The sequence below is a fragment of the Neisseria sp. Dent CA1/247 genome (assembly GCF_022870825.1).
In the GTDB taxonomy this organism is placed as follows: domain Bacteria; phylum Pseudomonadota; class Gammaproteobacteria; order Burkholderiales; family Neisseriaceae; genus Neisseria; species Neisseria zoodegmatis.
The window spans coordinates 1,980,819-1,998,458 of record NZ_CP091522.1 but is presented as its reverse complement, the minus strand read 5'-3'; the positions used below and the strand labels follow the sequence as shown (position 1 = coordinate 1,998,458).

The following is a 17,640-nucleotide window of genomic DNA, read 5'->3' as shown; positions in this document are numbered from 1 at the left end:
CCTTAAGGATGATGGCGGTTTTAACGGATAACGGCGGATGTGCAGATGGTAAAGTTTATGCGTTCTGCTCCGCCGCTGCCTGTCGGGTGTAGTCGATAAATGCCTGCTGTTTGGCTTTGGCTTTGCCCGAATCGATGGCTTGGGCGGCGGCGGCTACACCTTCTTGCAGCGAAGGTACGATATCGCCCGCATACAGGCAGGCTGCGGCATTGAGCAATACGATGTCGCGCGCGGCTCCGGTTTCGCCTGCCAACACGCGGTTCATCATGGCGAGCGATTCGGTGCTGTCGGCTACGCGGATGTCGTCGAGATTAGCGTAAACGGGCAGGCCGAATTGGTCGGGCGTGATGTCGTATTCGCTGATGCGGCCGTTATGCAGCTCGGCCACGCGGGTGGCGCCGGTAATGGTGATTTCATCGAGGCCGTCGCTGCCGTTGACCACTAAAACGTGGCGGGAGCCGAGTTGTTGCAGCACGCGCGAGAGAATGCCGCACAAGTCGATATGAAACACGCCCAAAAGCTGGTTGGGTGCGCCTGCGGGGTTGGTAAGCGGGCCTAAAATGTTGAAGATGCTGCGGAAGCCCAATGAACGGCGCACAGGGGCAACGTAGCGCATGGCACTATGATGGTTGGGGGCGAACATAAAGCCGATGCCGATATTGTCGATGCTGCCGCCGACTTGTTCGGGAGAAAGGTTAAGGCTTGCGCCCATTTGTTCCATAACGTCTGCCGCGCCGCTGGAAGACGACACCGAACGGCCGCCGTGTTTGGCTACTTTGGCTCCGGCGGCTGCGGCCACAAACATGGCGGTGCTGGATATATTGAATGTTTGCGCGCCGTCGCCGCCGGTGCCGACGATATCGACCAGATGGGTGTTGTCCTGCACGGGCACGGGGGTGGCAAATTCGCGCATGACGGCGGCGGCGGCGCTGATTTCGGACACGGTTTCCACTTTGATGCGCAGGCCGGTAAGAATGGCGGCAATCTGTTCGGACGGAACCTGACCGCTCATAATCTGGCGCATCAGGTCGGTCATTTCGTCGTAAAAGAGTTCGTTATTGTCGATAAGGCGGGCAATGGCTTGCTGCGGGGTAATCATCGGGGTGTTGCCTTTAAACGGATAAGTTTTCGTGAAGGCCGTCTGAACGGTTTCAGACGGCCTTTGGTATATGTAATCAGGCCGTCTGAAAGTCGGCAAATTCTTTTAAGAAATTATCGAGCATTTCATGCCCGTGTTCGGTGAGCAGGGCTTCGGGATGGAACTGCACGCCTTCGATGGGAAAATGCTTGTGGCGCACGCCCATGATTTCGCCGTCGTCCGTCCAAGCCGTGATGTCCAAACAGTCGGGCAGGGTGGCGCGGTCGATGACGAGGCTGTGGTAGCGGGTGCAGGTTACCGGGTTGGGCAGGTCTTTAAACATGCCGCGGTTGTGGTGGTGTACCGGCGACACTTTGCCGTGCATCAGTGTTTTGGCGCGTACTATGTTGCCGCCGAATGCTTCGCCTATGGTTTGATGGCCGAGGCAGATGCCCATAATCGGCAGTTTGCCGGCGAAATGCTGCATGGCGGCTACGGAAATGCCCGCTTCTTTGGGCGAACAGGGGCCGGGGCCGATGACGAGGTATTGCGGTTTGAGGGCGGCAATTTCGTCTAACGTGATGTCGTCGTTGCGGCGCACGACCACTTCTTGGCCGAGTTCGGCGAAGTATTGGACGATGTTGTAGGTGAAGCTGTCGTAGTTGTCGATCATTAAAAGCATGATGTGTTGACTTTCTTAAGGCCGTCTGAAAAAAGGTTTTCAGACGGCCTGTTGATCATGGATGTAGTGTGTTGCCGATACGGATTATTTCAGCGCTTCGTTGCGTTTGCCGAAATAGATAAAGCCGATCATACCGAGCACGATCATCGGCACGCTCAGCCATTGCCCCATCGAAAGACCTAAAGTGAGCAGGCCGAGGTGGTCGTCGGGTTGGCGGGCGTATTCGGCGATAAAGCGGAAGATGCCGTAGCCGGCAAGGAAAACCATCGATACTTGTCCGACCGGGCGCGGTTTTTTAGAAAACAGCCACACAATCACAAACAGGCAGATGCCTTCGAGCGCAAACTGATAAAGCTGCGAGGGATGGCGCGGCAGCATACCGTATTGTGCGAGCCATTCCGCCCATTGCGGGTTGTGGACTGCTGCGGCGGCATCTTCGTGATGCGCCTGCGGAAAACCCATGGCCCAAAAGGCGTTGAGGTCGGTCACGCGGCCCCACAGTTCGCCGTTGATGAAATTACCGATGCGGCCGGAAGCCAAACCCAGCGGCACCAGCGGGGCAACGAAATCGGCAACGCGCCAAAAGCCGATGCCGCGTTTGCGTCCGAACAGCCACATGGCAACCAACACGCCCAAAAAGCCGCCGTGGAACGACATGCCGCCTTCCCAAACTTTCAAAATGTCGCCCGGGTTTTGCATGTAGTGCGAAAACTTGTAAAACAGCACATAGCCCAAGCGCCCGCCCAAAATCACGCCGAGTACGCCGTAAGTGAGCAAATCGTCGAGCATTTCTTTGGTGAACACGGTGTTGCCTTGATTGATGCGCCGTCTGCCCAACCAAATAAACAGAACGAAGGCCAAAATATAGCTGAGTGCATACCAGCGGATAGCCAGCGGGCCGATGCTGATCAGCTCGGGGCTGAACTGAGGATGTACCATCATAATCATGCTGCCTTGGTGTGTTTTTTAAGGCGGCCATTATAGCAGTTGGCGCTCCACTTAGGGATGCCGCCGTTTCAGACGGCCTCGTAGGGCGATGGCCGTTGCCGTGCGGAATGTCGGCATTGCGTGTTTCGATATCGGGTTTGGCATACTATTTGGAATAGATTGGGGCCGTCTGAAAGCAGGTTTTCAGACGGCCTTATCAGACGGAAATTACCGTTAATCGCTTAAAGATAAACGCAGATTAACGAATCTTGACTTAAATCAAGGCCTGCGGTTAAATGCCGATGCGTCTTTTACCAAAGTACGCACGGCAGAAAAAGAAACGCTTAAGCGCCACATGATGGCGCGGCTTGTTAAGTTTAGAAATCGAGGTATTTATGGGCAATTTTAATCCGATGTACGTTACCTTCGGGATGTACCTGGTCGCAGTATTGCTGATCGGTATGGCGGCATATTATTCCACCCGCAGTTTTGACGACTATATTCTCGGCGGCCGCAGTTTGGGCAGTTTCGTAACGGCGATGTCGGCAGGTGCTTCCGATATGTCGGGCTGGCTTTTGATGGGTCTGCCCGGTGCGATTTACGCCGGCGGTTTGAGCGAGGCATGGATTGCCATCGGTTTGACGGTCGGTGCGTATTTCAACTGGCGTTTGGTGGCGGGGCGGCTGCGCGTCCACACCGAATACAACAATAACGCGCTGACGCTGCCAGATTACTTTTTCCACCGTTTCGGCGCGAAAGGTAAATTGATGAAGGTGATTTCGGCGGCGATTATTCTGTTTTTCTTCACCATTTATTGCGCCTCGGGCATTGTGGCCGGCGCACGTCTGTTCCAAAGTCTGTTTGACGTTACCTACACACAAGCCATGTGGCTGGGCGCGGGCGCAACCATTGCCTACACCTTTATCGGCGGCTTCTTGGCGGTAAGCTGGACGGATACGATTCAGGCCACGCTGATGATTTTCGCCCTGATTCTGACCCCGATTATGGTTTACCTCGCTTTGGGCGGTGCCGATCAAATGAGCACAGCCATTCAAAGCGTAGCCGCAACCACCGGCAAAGAATACGGCAGCCTGCTGGCCGGCACCACGCTGATGGGGATTATTTCCACCGCCGCATGGGGCTTGGGCTATTTCGGCCAGCCGCACATCTTGGCGCGCTTTATGGCGGCGGAAAACGTGAAATCGCTGGTATCCGCCCGCCGTATCGGGATGACGTGGATGATTCTGTGCTTGGCCGGAGCCTGTGCAGTCGGCTATTTCGGCATTGCCTACTTCGGCGGCCACCCCGACCAAGTGGCGGCCATGGACGGCAATAACGAACGCATCTTCATTGCTTTGACCACGCTTTTGTTTAACCCGTGGATTGCCGGTGTGATTCTCTCGGCGATTCTGGCTGCCGTGATGTCCACCTTGTCGTGCCAGCTGCTGGTGTGTTCGAGCGCGATTACCGAAGACTTCTACAAAGGCTTCCTGCGCCCCGACGCGCCGCAAAAAGAGCTGGTATGGGTAGGCCGCTTGATGGTGCTGGCCGTGGCCGTGATTGCCATCATTATCGCCGCCGACCCCGAAAGCAAAGTATTGGGCTTGGTATCTTACGCTTGGGCCGGTTTCGGCGCCGCGTTCGGCCCCGTGGTGATTCTGTCGGTATTCTGGAAACGCATGACCGCCGCCGGTGCCTTGGCAGGCATGGTTGCCGGTGCATTGGTGGTTGTAACATGGAAACCGCTCACCGGCAGCAGCCTGTATGAAATCGTACCCGGCTTCATCGCCTGCTTCATCGCCATCGTTGCCGTGTCGCTGCTGGGCAAAACGCCGAAAGAAGTGGAAGATAAGTTTGAAGAGGCAGACAAAGCTTATCAGGCAGCGAAATAAACTGCTGCTGATGCCGATATGATTGAGGCCGTCTGAAATTTCAGACGGCCTTATGTTTAAACGGCTCAATAAAAAGTGTTAACGGCTGCTTGTTATCAAAAGTCGGGGACTTTGCATAATCAGCCATGGTTTTGAAACGCCTGTATCTAAAACCAAATCATAGGCTCGGATAGACCACCCTGTGAAGGCTACCTGTTGTTTGGAAGCCCGTTTTAGCGAAACTCACAAAATTCACTTTCAGACGGCATGGAGGTAAAGGCTACCGATAAAACGGGTAGTTGTTGTCAATAAAAAAGCTACCTGTTAACGGGAGCTTTTTTATTAGGCTGAAACAATTCTGTTTCGTTTTTCCTTACGCTTTTTTGTTGGCCAAAGCCGCTTTGATGTAAGCGGTAAACAGCGGGTGGCCTTTGCGTGGCGTGGAGGTGAACTCGGGGTGGAACTGGCAGGCGAAGAACCACGGGTGGTCGGGCAGTTCGATGGTTTCTACCAAACGCTCGCGGCCTGCGGATACGCCGCCGATCACCAAACCGGCTTGTTCCAGCTGCGGGATGAAGTTGTTGTTGACTTCGTAGCGGTGGCGGTGGCGTTCTTTGATGGCGGTGCTGCCGTAAATTTTGGCGGCAAGGCTGTCGGGTTTGAGTTCGACTTCTTGCGCGCCCAAGCGCATGGTGCCGCCCAAGTCGGTGTTTTCGTCGCGTTTTTCCACGCTGCCGTCGGCGGTTTGCCATTCGTCGATTAGGGCGACAACGGGGTAGGCGGTTTTCAGGTCGAACTCGGTTGAGTTCGCGCCTTCGATGCCGGCAACGTCGCGCGCGTATTCGATGAGTGCAATCTGCATGCCCAAGCAAATGCCCAGATAAGGCACTTTGTTTTCGCGCGCGTATTTCACGGCAGCGATTTTGCCTTCTACGCCGCGGATACCGAAACCGCCGGGCACTAAAACGGCATCCATGCCTTTCAGGCAGTCGGTGCCTTCTTTTTCGATGGCTTCGCTGTCGATGTAGGTAATCTGCACGTCGGTTTCGGTGTGGATGCCGGCGTGTTTCAGGGCTTCGGTGAGCGATTTGTAGGATTCGGTGAGATCGACGTATTTGCCGACCATGGCGATTTTAACGGTGTGTTTGGGGTTTTTAATCGCGTAAACGATTTTTTTCCACTCGGTCAAATCGGCCTGTTGCACGTTTAATTGCAACTGCTCGCAAATGATGTTGTCGATGCCTTGGCTGTGAAGCATTTCGGGGATTTCGTAAATACTGTCGGCATCGTAGCTGCCGGCCACGGCGCGCTCTTCGACGTTGCAGAAGAGGGCGATTTTGCGTTTTTCTTCATCGGGCAGGATGCGGTCCATGCGGCAGATGAGCACGTCGGGCTGGATACCGATTTCGCGCAATTCTTTAACGGAATGCTGGGTCGGTTTGGTTTTGATTTCGCCCGCTGCGGCAATGTAGGGAACGTAGCTCAGGTGGACAAACAGGGTGTTGTTGCGGCCGAGCTGGCTGCGCATTTGGCGGATGGCCTCCAAGAAAGGCAGCGATTCGATGTCGCCCACGGTGCCGCCGATTTCGACGATGGCGACATCATGGCCTGCCGCGCCTTCGTGGATTTTGCGTTTGATTTCGTCGGTGATGTGCGGGATAACCTGCACGGTGCCGCCCAAGTAGTCGCCGCGGCGTTCTTTGGCGATTACCTGCTCATAAACTTGGCCTGCGCTGAAGCTGTTGCGGCGCAGCATGGTGGAGTTGATGAAACGCTCGTAGTGGCCGAGATCCAAGTCGGTTTCCGCGCCGTCTTCGGTTACGAACACTTCGCCGTGCTGGAAGGGGCTCATGGTGCCGGGGTCGACGTTGATGTAGGGGTCGAGCTTGAGCATGGTGACTTTCAAGCCGCGCGATTCGAGAATGGTGGCAATAGAAGCGGCGGCGATACCTTTACCTAGTGAAGATACAACGCCGCCGGTTACGAAAATAAATTTGGTCATGATCTTTACCGCTCGTTTTGAATGCGTGATTTTACCGTGAATGGGGTTTGCCTTCAACTTTAGAGGCCGTCTGAAAAACGAAAAAACATTGCTTTTCAGACGGCCTTCTTGTTTTGTGCGGCAAGCGCGGCTAGGCTTTTTTGGCTTCTTCGCGCAGTTCGCGGCGGAGGATTTTGCCGACGTTTGATTTCGGCAACTCGTCGCGGAATTCGATGTCTTTCGGCACTTTATAGGCGGTCATCTCGGTGCGGCAGAAGGCGATAAGCTCTTCTTTAGTGAGCGAGGGGTCTTTTTTCACTACGAAGAGTTTCAGGGCTTCGCCGGTTTTTTCGCTGGCTACGCCGATACAGGCCACTTCGAGCACTTTGTCGTGATGGGCGACCACTTCTTCGATTTCGTTGGGATAAACATTGAAGCCGGAAACGACAATCAGGTCTTTTTTGCGGTCAACCAGTTTGAACCAGCCTTTTTCGTCAACCACGGCGATGTCGCCGGTTTCGAGGAAGCCGCGGCTGTCGATGGTTTTGGCGGTTTCTTCGGGGCGGTTCCAATAGCCTTTCATCACTTGCGGGCCGCGCACCCACATTTCGCCGGGTTGTCCTACCGGCACTTCTTTGCCGTCGGCATCACGCAGTTCGATTTCGGTGGAGGGCACGGGCAGGCCGATGCTGCCGGTGTAGGACGGAATGCTGAGCGGGTTGCAGCATACGCCGGGGCTGGCTTCGGTGAGGCCGTAGGCTTCGACAATCGGTGTGCCGGTGATGTTTTTCCATTTTTCGGCCACGGGTTTTTGGGTGGCCATGCCGCCGGCTAGGGTGAGCTTGAGGGCGGAAAAGTCGATTTCGGCCAGTTCGGGGCGGTTGACCATGGCGTTAAACAAGGTGTTTACGCCGATGAATACGCTGATTTTTTCTTTTTTCAATTCGCCCATGAAGCCTTTCATGTCGCGCGGATTGGTAATCAGCAGGATTTTGGCACCGGCTTGGGTAAAGATCATCAGGTTAATGGTTAAAGCCAAGATGTGGTAGAGCGGCAGGGCGGCAATCACGATTTCTTTGCCGGGTTCCAATAAATTTTTAATCCATTCGGCGGCTTGCTGCATATTGGCGCAGATGTTGCCGTGGGTGAGGATGGCACCTTTGGCCACGCCGGTGGTGCCGCCGGTGTATTGCAGAAAGGCGGTGTCGTCGCGGGTGAGGGTAACCGGGGTGAACGGATGCGCTGCGCCTTCTTTTAAGGCCGTCTGAAAAGGAATGGCGTTGGCGATGCGGTATTCGGGCACCATTTTTTTGACTTTGCGCACCACGAAGTTCATCAGCTTGCCTTTCAAGCCGAACATATCGCCGACGCTGGCGACGATCACGTTTTTCACTTTGGTACGCGGCAAAACCAATTCCAGCGTGTTGGCGAAGTTTTCCAGCACCACGATGGTGGTCGCGCCGCTGTCGTTGAGTTGGTGTTCGAGTTCGCGCGGGGTGTAAAGCGGATTGGTGTTGACGACGATCATGCCTGCTTTCAATGCGCCGAAAAGGGCGATGGGGTATTGCAGCAGGTTGGGCATCATGATGGCGACGCGTTCGCCGCGCGGCAGTTTGAGGGTATTTTGCAGGAACGAGGCGAAGTTTTCGGCCAGCTTGGCGGTTTCGGCGTAGGTGAGGGTTTTGCCCATGTTTTGAAAAGCGGGCAGATGGCCGTGTTTGCTTACGCTTTCTTGAAACACTTCGATAATCGAGTTGTAGCGTTCGGTGTCGATTTCGGCATGGATGCCTTGCTCGTAGCTTTGGAGCCAGATTTTTTCCATAAAGTGAGTTTCCTTGTTGTGAGGCCGTCTGAAAATCAGGTTGGCTTTTTCAGACGGCCTGACTGTTATTGTGTAATGATAACGGGTTTGTCGGTAGCCGTAATGATGCCGCCGCCCAAGCATACGTCGCCGTCGTAGAGTACGGCGGATTGGCCGGGAGTAACGGCCCATTGCGGTTCGTCGAACAGCAGCTCGGCGGTTTCGTCGTCGATGTAGCGCAGCTCGCACGGCGCATCGGCCATGCGGTAGCGGGTTTTGCAGGTGTAGCGGCCTTCGGCGGGACGTTCGGGCAGTGTCCAGCTTAAATCGTTCATGGTCAGGCTCTTGGTGTAGAGCAGCGGGTGGTCGTGGCCTTGTACGACGATTAATTGGTTGCGGGTCAAATCTTTGCCGGCAACAAACCACGGTTCTCCCGCGCCGCCGATGCCCAAGCCTTTACGTTGGCCGATGGTGTAGAACATCAGGCCGACGTGTCCGCCTACTTTTTTGCCTTCGGGCGTAACCATGTCGCCGTTGTCGGTGGGCAGGTATTTTTGCAGGAATTCGCGGAACGGGCGTTCGCCGATAAAGCAGATGCCGGTGCTGTCTTTTTTGGCGGCAGTCGGCAGTTTGGCTGCGGCGGCGAGGCGGCGGACTTCGGGTTTTTCCAAGTCGCCGAGCGGGAAGATGGCGCGTTCGAGCTGGTGCGGTTTGAGGCGGTATAAAAAGTAGCTTTGGTCTTTGTTGTTGTCGAGACCTTTGAGCAGGTAGTGCACGCCGTTGCGCACTTCTTTGCGGGCGTAGTGGCCGGTGGCGATCACGTCTGCGCCTTGTTCGACGGCGTAGTCGAGAAAGCATTTGAATTTGATTTCGGCGTTGCACAATACGTCGGGATTGGGCGTGCGGCCTGCTTGGTATTCTTTGAGGAAGTAGGCGAAGACGTTGTCTTTGTATTGGGCGGCGAAATTGACGATGTCGATGTCGATGCCGATGATGTCGGCCACCGACATGGCATCGAGTGAATCTTGTTTGATGCTGCAATATTCGTCGTTGTTGTCGTCTTCCCAGTTTTGCATGAAAACGCCGCGCACTTGGTGGCCTTGTTCTTTGAGAAGGTACGCGGTAACGGAGGAATCAACGCCGCCGGATAAGCCGACGATGATGTTTTGCGGGGTGGGTGTGTGCATACTGCGGTAGGGGTTTGGTATTGGATTAAGGGCGGATTTTAACATTTTTAAGCGGTTTATGAACCATCGGCGGATAAAGGCTGCCGATGCGGGCGGGCGAATACTTTTTCTGTGTGGACGGGCGGGCAGATTAGTTGAAAAAAGCGGGCTTAATCGGTGTACAATAACGCCTTTTTTCAGACGGCCTCCCAAGCCGTATCTCATACGCTTTACTATAAGAAAGACACACACATCATGTTCCGTACCATGCTCGGCGGCAAAATCCACCGTGCCACCGTTACCGAAGCCGACCTCAACTACGTCGGCAGCATCACCATCGATCAGGATTTACTCGACGCAGCAGGCATCTGCGTGAATGAAAAAGTACAAATCGTCAACAACAACAACGGCGCGCGCCTCGAAACCTACACCATTCCGGGCGAGCGCGGCAGCGGGGTCATCTGCCTGAACGGCGCTGCGGCGCGTTTGGTGCAGAAAGGCGACATTGTGATCATTATGTCGTATGTGATGATGACCGACGAAGAAGCCGCCAAATACGAGCCGAAAGTCGTGCTGGTCAACGAGAAAAACAACATCCGCGGCATCATTCATTACGAGCCGCCGCACACCGTTTTATAATCAAACATTCAGGCCGTCTGAAATTTCAGACGGCCTCCACAGCAAAGCGAGGCCATATCATGAATGTAGCAATCAAGCATATCAACGTCGGCAACGACCTGCCGTTTACCCTGTTCGGCGGCATCAACGTGCTGGAAGATTTGGATTCCACCCTCAAAGCCTGCGAGCATTACGTTAAAGTTACCGAAAAACTCGGTATTCCGTATGTGTTCAAAGCATCGTTCGATAAGGCCAACCGTTCTTCCATCCATTCCTACCGCGGCGTCGGCCTAGACGAAGGCATGAAAATTTTTGCCGCCGTGAAAAAAGAATTTAATGTACCCGTGATTACCGACGTGCACGAGCCGTACCAATGCCAACCCGTTGCCGAAGTGTGCGACGTGATCCAACTGCCCGCATTCTTGGCACGCCAAACCGATTTGGTGGTGGCGATGGCGAAAACCGGCAATGTAATCAATGTGAAGAAGCCGCAGTTTTTAAGCCCTTCGCAAATGAAAAATATTGTGGAAAAATTTAAAGAGGCCGGCAACGGACAAGTGATTTTGTGCGAACGCGGCGCACAATTCGGCTACGACAATTTGGTGGTGGATATGCTCGGTTTCGGCGTGATGAAGAAAACCTGCGGCAATCTGCCGGTGATTTTCGACGTAACCCACTCGCTGCAACAGCGCGAATCGGGTGCCGCCGCATCGGGCGGCCGCCGCAGCCAAGTGCTTGATTTGGCGCTGGCAGGCATGGGAACGCGCTTGGCGGGATTGTTTTTGGAATCGCACGCGAATCCCGACGAAGCCAAATGCGACGGCCCCAGCGCGCTGCCGCTGGCGAAATTGGAAGATTTTCTGGTGCGCGTGAAAGTGGTTGATGATGTGGTGAAATCGTTTCCGGTGCTGGCAATCGACTGATAATATTTAAGCTTTTGGTTTGATAGCAGAACGAATTGCGCTGCCGAGAGAAACATGAGGCCGTCTGAAAAATTGTTTTTCAGACGGCCTCGTGTTTTGGCTGAACCGTTAAGGCAAGCGCATTAAGGCTTCACGGGCTGGCCGTTGATTTTGATGCTTGTCAGTTTCAAATCGTAGGTTTTGCCGTCGTCGGTGTAGGTGATTTGTGCGGGCACGTTGTTAAACGCCGGAGCGAAGGCATAGTGAACCGTGCTGTCGCCGCGTTGGATGCGGTATTTGTTGATTTCGGTTTTGCCGCCGCTGATTTTGTATTGGCCGCTGCCGGTTTTGTTCAAGCCGCCGACGCGGTAGATTTTTTTACCGTTGGTAATGCGCAGGCCGGAGGGCAGGGAGGCGTCGTTGGCGGCCAGCTGCCATGCGAGGGTAAATAAATCCATGGTGGTGCCGGAAGCGGCTTCGGTTTTTTGTTCGCCCGCTTTGCCGTAAGTGACTTTGCCGCCGCCGAATTTGGCTTCGGCGTAGGTTTTGCCGCCGCGCACGTCTTTATAGTAGGAAGGAATCAGGCGGTTGCCGGAAATGGTGCCGCCGGATTCAAAGCGGATGTTGTACAGCGGCACTTTGATGTGGGAAACGATTTTGTAGCTGTTGCCGTTGCGGTTGAAAGTCATGGTGGCGGGGATGCCGTAGCTGCCCGAATATCTCAATTCGGCAGATTGCGGCAGTTCGGCCGCTGCTGCGGGAATGCTCACGGCAAGGGCGAGCAGGGATAAACTGAATTTTTTCATGTGGGTTCCTCTTTATGCGGAAATCAGGCCAAAAGCTGCGATTCGAGCTTGGCCGAAGGTGTGCGGATAACGCGGTTGCCGTCGATTTTCAGACGGCCTGCGGCAAAATCAGCCACAGCCTGCGGAAATAATTGGTGTTCTACTTTCAAAACCCGTGCGGCCAGTGTATCGGCGGTGTCGTCGTCAAACACCGGCACGGCGCCTTGTGCGATTACCGGACCGCAGTCCAACTCGGGCGTAACAAAATGAATGGTGCAGCCGGCAATACGGCAGCCTGCTTCGATGGCGCGTTCGTGGGTGTGTAGGCCGGTAAAGGCGGGTAGCAGGGAAGGGTGGATGTTGATCAAACGCCCTTCATAATGGCGGCAAAACTCGGGCGTGAGAATGCGCATAAAGCCTGCCAAAACCACCAAATCGGGCTGGTAAGCGTCGATTTTCTCCATCATTGCGCGGTCGAATGCCGAGCGGTCGGCAAATTGCTTGTGGTTCAGGCTGCCGGCGGTTATGCCGCGCTCCGCCGCCCAAGCCAAACCGGCGGCGTTTTCGTTGTTGCTCAAAACGGCGGCAATGCGCACTTGGGGAATCTGAGCTTCAACAATGGCCTGCATATTGCTGCCTCTGCCGGAAATCAGGATAACGATGTTTTTCATGTTCAGACGGCCTCGAATGAAAGTTAACATATCGCCGCACCAGCCGTGCTGCAAGGGCATTAGCTTAATTTAACGGCTTTTTAATGATTGTTGCCACAACCTGCTGATTTGTATCACGAAAGTGTCTGCAATGCGTTACAGGCGGCGTAAGATAATACATGCCTTATACACTCAATCGGCTGGCGGGATTGCGGCGTATTGTATCAAGACGGCGGGTCGGTTTGAAAGCATCATTCAGACGGCCTGAAACCTTTATGCAGGTGTTTTTGTGCGCTTATGTTGAATCGGTATACGACCCGACATCTTTGCAGGGCTTCGGTTGGCGAACTTTTCTTTTTCTTGAGAAATGTTATATTATAACAATTCCGTATCAATCAGATGATAGACAACTTCAAGATTCAAGAGAGGAAAAGATGAACAAATACACCGTATTGGCTTTGGCAGCATTATTGGCTACCGCTTCGGCACACGCCCACCGCGTTTGGGTGGAAACCGCGCACACGCACGGCGGCGAAATTTTGAAAGCGGAATTGGGGTATGGCGAGTTCCCCGATATGGAACCGATTGCCAAAGACCGTCTCCACATTTTCCGCAAACCGATGCAGCTGGTTACTGAAAAAGGCAAAGAAGATTTGGTGCAAAAAGGCGAGCACAATTACCAATACCAAAGCAAAAAGCCGGTGAAAGACGGCAGCTATTTGGTTACCGCCGAATATCAGCCTACTTTCTGGTCTAAAAACAAAGCAGGTTGGAAGCAGGCCAGCATCAAAGAAATGCCCGACGCCGATTATTGCGAACAAACGCGCATGTACGGCAAAAACATAGTCAATGTCGGCCACGACAGCGCCGATACCAAAATCATTACCCGCCCTGTGGGGCAAGGTTTGGAAATCGTGCCGCTCGACAATCCTGCCAATATTCATGTGGGCGACCGCTTCAAAGTGCGGGTGCTGTTTAACGGCGAACCGCTGCCGGGCGCGGTTGTGACCGCCACTTTCGACGGTTTCGATAACAGCGACCGCAGTAAAACGCACAAAGTAGAGGCGCAGGCGTTTTACGATAAGGCGGGAGACGACGGTACGGTGGATATCATTCCGCTGCGTCAGGGCTTTTGGAAAGTGAACGTCGAGCATAAAGCCGATTTTCCTGATCAAAAAGTTTGTCAGAAACTCGCCAGCTACACCACGTTGACTTTCCAAATCGGCCATCAGGCGCATTAATCAATAGAGATTAATCGTTAATCCAAGTCAGAGCCTAAATAAAACCGCTTGCTGATATAACGGCAAGCGGTTTTTTCAGACGGCCTGAGCGCTTTATAAAATTCGGACAAAAGCTTTAGGCCGTCTGAAAGCAGTTTGCGGACAACAAACGGGTCTCATAGGAAAGGATTGCCTATCCGCCCGCAGATAGGTTTGAGGCCGTCTGAAAAATCATATTCAGACGGCCTGTTTGTACAACAATGAAAATGCTTATTCGGCGGAAGCAGAAGGCTCGGCTTGCTCGGTGTTTTCCGCAGCAACTTCAGGCTGGGCTTCGGCTTTTTTCGCTTCTGCCGCAGCTTTGCGTTCGGCTTGTGCGGCGAGGGCTTGCTGTACTGCCGGATGCTGTTGGGCAATGGCTTGCTCTTCGGCGCTCACTTCGCCTTTGAAGCGGTTGTTCAAATCGAAGCGTTTGCCGCCGCGGGCCAAGGCTTTCAGGTAGCGCGGGCGGCGGCAGTGGTTGGCCAGCACGCGGGCAATCAGGGCGGGGTCGAATTGGGGCAGGGCGGTGACGAGATCTTGGTCGATGCCGACGGCCAAAGGTTTAAAGCGTTTGAACACATCGTATTTGTTGTAGATGTGGTCGGCAATCATATCGGTTTGTTTCTTTTTGCTCATGGTTTGTACTGCGGTTTTGAGCGCAGCACCCAAAGCGGTTTCCTTCGTCATGTCGGTTTCCTGTGGGTAAAGCTTGTGTTTTGAAACGCCGGACTGAATGATCCGGCTTGCTCAAGGGCGGCGAATTTTAAATGAGACGGTCAAATGATGAGGCGCGGCTTTTACCGCGTGTGGAATCAATTTGACTATCCATATTCAGATGGCCTAAAGCTCAGGCCGTCTGAAAAGTGTTTGATAGGCCTGATTCCGGATGGTTCGCCACAAATATAAGATTTTGCGCATTTTATTATAAAGCGCAAATTTTTGCTAAGATTTTATATCTGTTTTTAATGAATTGAGAGACTGAGACCTTTGCAAAACCCTCAGATGTGGATGCAGTTCAAGGCGTAGCAGCACAGCGAGTGCAGACATATCATATAGATAGGCAAACGAGCGGGCAGCGCACAACGCAGAAATGCGCCGCAGATGGGGGTTTTGCAAAGGTCTCAGGCCGTCTGAATGGTTTTCAGACGGCCTCGGTATATTCAGGTTTAGCGGCGGCGGGCGATATCGGGCGTGTTCACGCTCACGTCGGCATTTTGGGCGCGGTGGCGCAGGGCATGGTCGATCAGTACCAGTGCGAGCATGGCCTCGGCAATCGGGGCGGCGCGCAGGCCGACGCAGGGATCGTGGCGGCCGTGGGTGGCGAGTTCGACGGGATTGCCTTCGATGTCGATTGAGCGGCGCGGGGTGGCGATGCTGCTGGTGGGCTTGATGGCGATGTTGACGGCGATATCTTGGCCGGTGCTGATGCCGCCCAAGATGCCGCCGGCGTGGTTGGACAAAAAGCCTTCGGGGGTCAGCTCGTCGCCGTGTTCGCTGCCGCGTTGGGTAATGCAGCCGAAGCCTGCGCCGATTTCCACGCCTTTGACGGCGTTAATCGACATCATGGCGTGGGCGATGTCGGCATCCAGTCGGTCGAATACGGGTTCGCCCAAGCCGACGGGTACGTTGCGGGCTGTGACGGCGAGTTTGGCGCCGACGGAATCCAGCGATTTGCGCACGCTGTCCATATAGTTTTCCAACTCGGCTATTTGGCTTTGGTTGGCGGCGAAAAAGGGATTGTTGCCGATATGTTCGTAGCCTTCGAAGGTGATGGCTTTTTCGCCCACTTGGGTAACGTAGGCGGTGATTTCGGTGCCGAACTTTTCTTTCAGCCATTTTTTGGCAATCGCTCCGGCGGCAACGCGGGCGGCGGTTTCCCGGGCGGAGCTGCGGCCGCCGCCGCGGTAGTCGCGGATGCCGTATTTGTGCCAATAGGTGTAGTCGGCGTGGCCGGGGCGGAATTGTCGGGCGATGTTGCCGTAGTCTTTGCTGCGTTGGTCGGTGTTGCGGATGAGCAGGGCAATCGGTGTGCCGGTGGTTTGGCCTTCAAACACGCCGGAGAGGATTTCCACTTCGTCGGCTTCGCGCCGTTGGGTAACGTGGCGGCTGGTACCGGGTTTGCGGCGGTCGAGGTCGGTTTGGATGTCGGCGGCGCTTAATGAAAGCCCGGGCGGGCAGCCGTCGATGATGCAGCCTAATGCGGGGCCGTGGCTTTCGCCGAAAGTGGTTACGGTGAAGAGTTGTCCGAAAGAATTGCCTGCCATGATTTTTTATGTGGGGAAAGTGGATACAGGCGGCAAGTGTAGCATAAAGGCCGTCTGAAACGGAGTGGGGCGGGCAGAATCGCCGTATGCGTTTGGGAAAGAGTTTGCTGTAAAACACAAAACCGCTGCGGCTTTGTCGGCAGCGCAGCGGTTGTGGGTTTGGAATTTATCGGCTTATTCGGAGCGTGATTCTTGCAGCCATTGTTGAGCCGAAGCGGCATCGTCGAAATATTTGGGGTGCTGTTGGGTAAGCAGGCTGGAGAGGCGGGTGCCCAGTTTGATCCATACGTCGTCCACTACGATGGCAATGCGGCCGAAATCGTCTTCGTGTTCGCGCATGAATTTAAGCTGTTCCATCGCCATATCAATGGTGAAATCTTTGAGCATGCTTAAATCGAGCAGCATGTCGGGGCGGTGGATTTTTTGTGTGCATTCCAGTGCGGCACGTTCAAATTCGTAAAAGTCTTCCACTGTAAACTCGTTGTAGAGAGCCACATTCAAACCATAATCCTGTTCGCGGATGGAAATCATTATGCACTCCTTATCTGAATGGTTATTTGGATAATCTGAATTTGCGCAGCCGGGCAGGATTCAGGCTGCTCAAGATACCGCTTGCCACAATAATACCCATTCCCAGCACTTCCTGCCAGCTGATTTTATCGCCTAAAAACCATACGCCGGCGAGCGAGGAAAAGACAACTGCCAAATAAGAAAGAGATGCTACGGTGAATTTGTTGCCGACTTTGTAGGCGCGGGTCATGCACAGTTGGGCAATCATGGCGGAAAGGCCGATGCCGGTCAGGTAGGGCAGGGTTTGCCAAGTCAACGGATGCCAGCCGGTGTAGGTAGCCCATACGCTCGATAAAGCCATGCCGACTAAAGAAAGGTAAAACACAATCCGCCATCCCGGTTCGCCGAGCAGCGACAGTTCGCGCACGAGTAGATAAGCCCAAGCGGCGAGCAGGCCGCCGCACAGGCCGACCAAGGCGGCGAATTCCTGCCCGCTTTGAAAGGAAGGGTTAAGCAGCACAACTACGCCGATGAAGCCCAACACCAGCACGGCCACCGTGTAGGAAGAAATTTTTTCCTTTAAAACAATAAATGATAAAACGGCAAGAAAAATCGAGGAGGTGTAGCCGAGGGTTACACCTGTGGCTAAGGGCAGGTGCATGATGGCGTAAAAAATGCACAACATCCCCAAGGTGCCGGATATGCTGCGGTTCAAATGCCCTTTCCAATGCGGTGTGCGGAAACTTTTGCCTTGTGCTTTGGCGGTGATGCCGAGAAAAAGGGCGGCGAAGCCCATCCGCCAGAAAACCAGTTCGCCGGTACCGAGAGAGAATGTTTGCGAAGCACCTTTTACCAAGAGATTCATCAAGGTAAAGCAGACGGCGGCGATAATCACCCAGCCTGAGCCGAGTGGGTCTTTGTATGGGGATCGGGTAGCGTTCATGGGTGTGCGGTTTAGGGAAAAAGGGCAGGCCGAGACCTTTGCAAAACCCCCATCTGCGGCGCATTTCTGCGTTGTGCGCTGCTCGCTCGCTTGCCTATCTATATGATATGTCTGCACCCACTGCGCTGCTACGCCTTGAACTGCATCCACATCTGAGGGTTTTGCATAGGTCTCAGGCCGTCTGAAATTTTTCAGACGGC

At 54.2% G+C, this 17,640-nt stretch carries 18 protein-coding genes; 5 read left to right on the top strand and 13 right to left on the bottom strand.

What is annotated here, in order from left to right; all coding sequences use genetic code 11:
• Positions 1 to 55: 55 nt before the first annotated feature.
• The 3 genes from trpD to lgt form a co-directional block, all read right to left on the bottom strand.
• Entirely contained in the window at positions 56 to 1,099 is a 1,044-nt protein-coding gene (gene trpD, locus LVJ85_RS09815; protein ID WP_085364389.1) for an anthranilate phosphoribosyltransferase, read from the bottom strand.
• Positions 1,100 to 1,175: 76 nt separating this feature from the next.
• Positions 1,176 to 1,760: an aminodeoxychorismate/anthranilate synthase component II gene (locus LVJ85_RS09810; RefSeq protein WP_244739509.1), complete on the bottom strand. Its 585-nt coding sequence runs from the start codon at positions 1,758 to 1,760 to the stop codon at positions 1,176 to 1,178.
• 84 nt (positions 1,761 to 1,844) lie between these two features.
• The gene (gene lgt / locus LVJ85_RS09805) at positions 1,845 to 2,702 is read right to left on the bottom strand and encodes a prolipoprotein diacylglyceryl transferase (protein ID WP_244739507.1); all 858 of its coding nucleotides are present in this window, start codon (positions 2,700 to 2,702) and stop codon (positions 1,845 to 1,847) included.
• A 380-nt stretch (positions 2,703 to 3,082) separates the two neighbouring features.
• Here lgt and putP point away from each other — a divergent pair, with 380 nt between their 5' ends.
• Positions 3,083 to 4,579: a sodium/proline symporter PutP gene (gene putP / locus LVJ85_RS09800; protein ID WP_244739500.1), complete on the top strand. Its 1,497-nt coding sequence runs from the start codon at positions 3,083 to 3,085 to the stop codon at positions 4,577 to 4,579.
• A 352-nt stretch (positions 4,580 to 4,931) separates the two neighbouring features.
• Here the strand turns inward: putP and LVJ85_RS09795 are convergent, their stop codons facing one another.
• The 3 genes from LVJ85_RS09795 to mnmA form a co-directional block, all read right to left on the bottom strand.
• Positions 4,932 to 6,560 carry a CTP synthase gene (locus LVJ85_RS09795; protein ID WP_244739497.1) on the bottom strand — a complete coding sequence of 543 codons (1,629 nt, stop codon included), beginning with the start codon at positions 6,558 to 6,560 and terminating at the stop codon, positions 4,932 to 4,934.
• Between the two features lie 130 nt (positions 6,561 to 6,690).
• A complete protein-coding gene (locus LVJ85_RS09790; RefSeq protein WP_244739481.1) occupies positions 6,691 to 8,361 on the bottom strand; it encodes an AMP-binding protein in 1,671 nt (556 codons plus the stop codon).
• Between the two features lie 65 nt (positions 8,362 to 8,426).
• Complete coding sequence (gene mnmA, locus LVJ85_RS09785) at positions 8,427 to 9,527, bottom strand: tRNA 2-thiouridine(34) synthase MnmA (protein WP_244743162.1); 1,101 nt, start codon at positions 9,525 to 9,527, stop codon at positions 8,427 to 8,429.
• A gap of 234 nt (positions 9,528 to 9,761) precedes the next feature.
• Here mnmA and panD point away from each other — a divergent pair, with 234 nt between their 5' ends.
• Positions 9,762 to 10,145, top strand: a complete 384-nt coding sequence (gene panD, locus LVJ85_RS09780) for an aspartate 1-decarboxylase (RefSeq protein WP_244743160.1) — start codon at positions 9,762 to 9,764, stop codon at positions 10,143 to 10,145.
• 59 nt (positions 10,146 to 10,204) lie between these two features.
• Positions 10,205 to 11,047, top strand: a complete 843-nt coding sequence (gene kdsA, locus LVJ85_RS09775; RefSeq protein ID WP_244739479.1) for a 3-deoxy-8-phosphooctulonate synthase — start codon at positions 10,205 to 10,207, stop codon at positions 11,045 to 11,047.
• Between the two features lie 122 nt (positions 11,048 to 11,169).
• Here kdsA and LVJ85_RS09770 read toward each other — a convergent pair whose 3' ends face one another.
• Both LVJ85_RS09770 and purN read right to left on the bottom strand, forming a co-directional pair.
• Entirely contained in the window at positions 11,170 to 11,832 is a 663-nt protein-coding gene (locus tag LVJ85_RS09770) for a DUF3108 domain-containing protein (RefSeq protein ID WP_244739477.1), read from the bottom strand.
• A 23-nt stretch (positions 11,833 to 11,855) separates the two neighbouring features.
• On the bottom strand, positions 11,856 to 12,482 hold the full coding sequence (purN, locus tag LVJ85_RS09765) for a phosphoribosylglycinamide formyltransferase (RefSeq protein ID WP_244743158.1): 627 nt from the start codon (positions 12,480 to 12,482) through the stop codon (positions 11,856 to 11,858).
• Positions 12,483 to 12,895: 413 nt separating this feature from the next.
• Between purN and LVJ85_RS09760 the strand changes: the two genes are divergently transcribed.
• The gene (locus tag LVJ85_RS09760; protein WP_244739475.1) at positions 12,896 to 13,702 is read left to right on the top strand and encodes a DUF4198 domain-containing protein; all 807 of its coding nucleotides are present in this window, start codon (positions 12,896 to 12,898) and stop codon (positions 13,700 to 13,702) included.
• Between the two features lie 249 nt (positions 13,703 to 13,951).
• Here LVJ85_RS09760 and LVJ85_RS09755 read toward each other — a convergent pair whose 3' ends face one another.
• The 5 genes from LVJ85_RS09755 to LVJ85_RS09735 all read right to left on the bottom strand — a co-directional run bounded on the left by LVJ85_RS09755 (position 13,952) and on the right by LVJ85_RS09735 (position 17,440).
• Complete coding sequence (locus tag LVJ85_RS09755) at positions 13,952 to 14,410, bottom strand: ProQ/FINO family protein (RefSeq protein ID WP_244739465.1); 459 nt, start codon at positions 14,408 to 14,410, stop codon at positions 13,952 to 13,954.
• 255 nt (positions 14,411 to 14,665) lie between these two features.
• Complete coding sequence (locus LVJ85_RS09750) at positions 14,666 to 14,839, bottom strand: lipoprotein signal peptidase (protein ID WP_244739463.1); 174 nt, start codon at positions 14,837 to 14,839, stop codon at positions 14,666 to 14,668.
• A gap of 50 nt (positions 14,840 to 14,889) precedes the next feature.
• Entirely contained in the window at positions 14,890 to 15,987 is a 1,098-nt protein-coding gene (aroC, locus tag LVJ85_RS09745) for a chorismate synthase (RefSeq protein ID WP_244739461.1), read from the bottom strand.
• Between the two features lie 174 nt (positions 15,988 to 16,161).
• On the bottom strand, positions 16,162 to 16,518 hold the full coding sequence (locus tag LVJ85_RS09740; protein WP_085363897.1) for an STAS/SEC14 domain-containing protein: 357 nt from the start codon (positions 16,516 to 16,518) through the stop codon (positions 16,162 to 16,164).
• Between the two features lie 22 nt (positions 16,519 to 16,540).
• Positions 16,541 to 17,440 carry a DMT family transporter gene (locus LVJ85_RS09735; protein WP_244739456.1) on the bottom strand — a complete coding sequence of 300 codons (900 nt, stop codon included), beginning with the start codon at positions 17,438 to 17,440 and terminating at the stop codon, positions 16,541 to 16,543.
• 38 nt (positions 17,441 to 17,478) lie between these two features.
• Here LVJ85_RS09735 and LVJ85_RS09730 point away from each other — a divergent pair, with 38 nt between their 5' ends.
• Positions 17,479 to 17,625, top strand: coding sequence for a lipoprotein signal peptidase (locus LVJ85_RS09730; protein ID WP_244739448.1), 147 nt, complete (start codon positions 17,479 to 17,481; stop codon positions 17,623 to 17,625).
• Positions 17,626 to 17,640 lie beyond the last annotated feature (15 nt).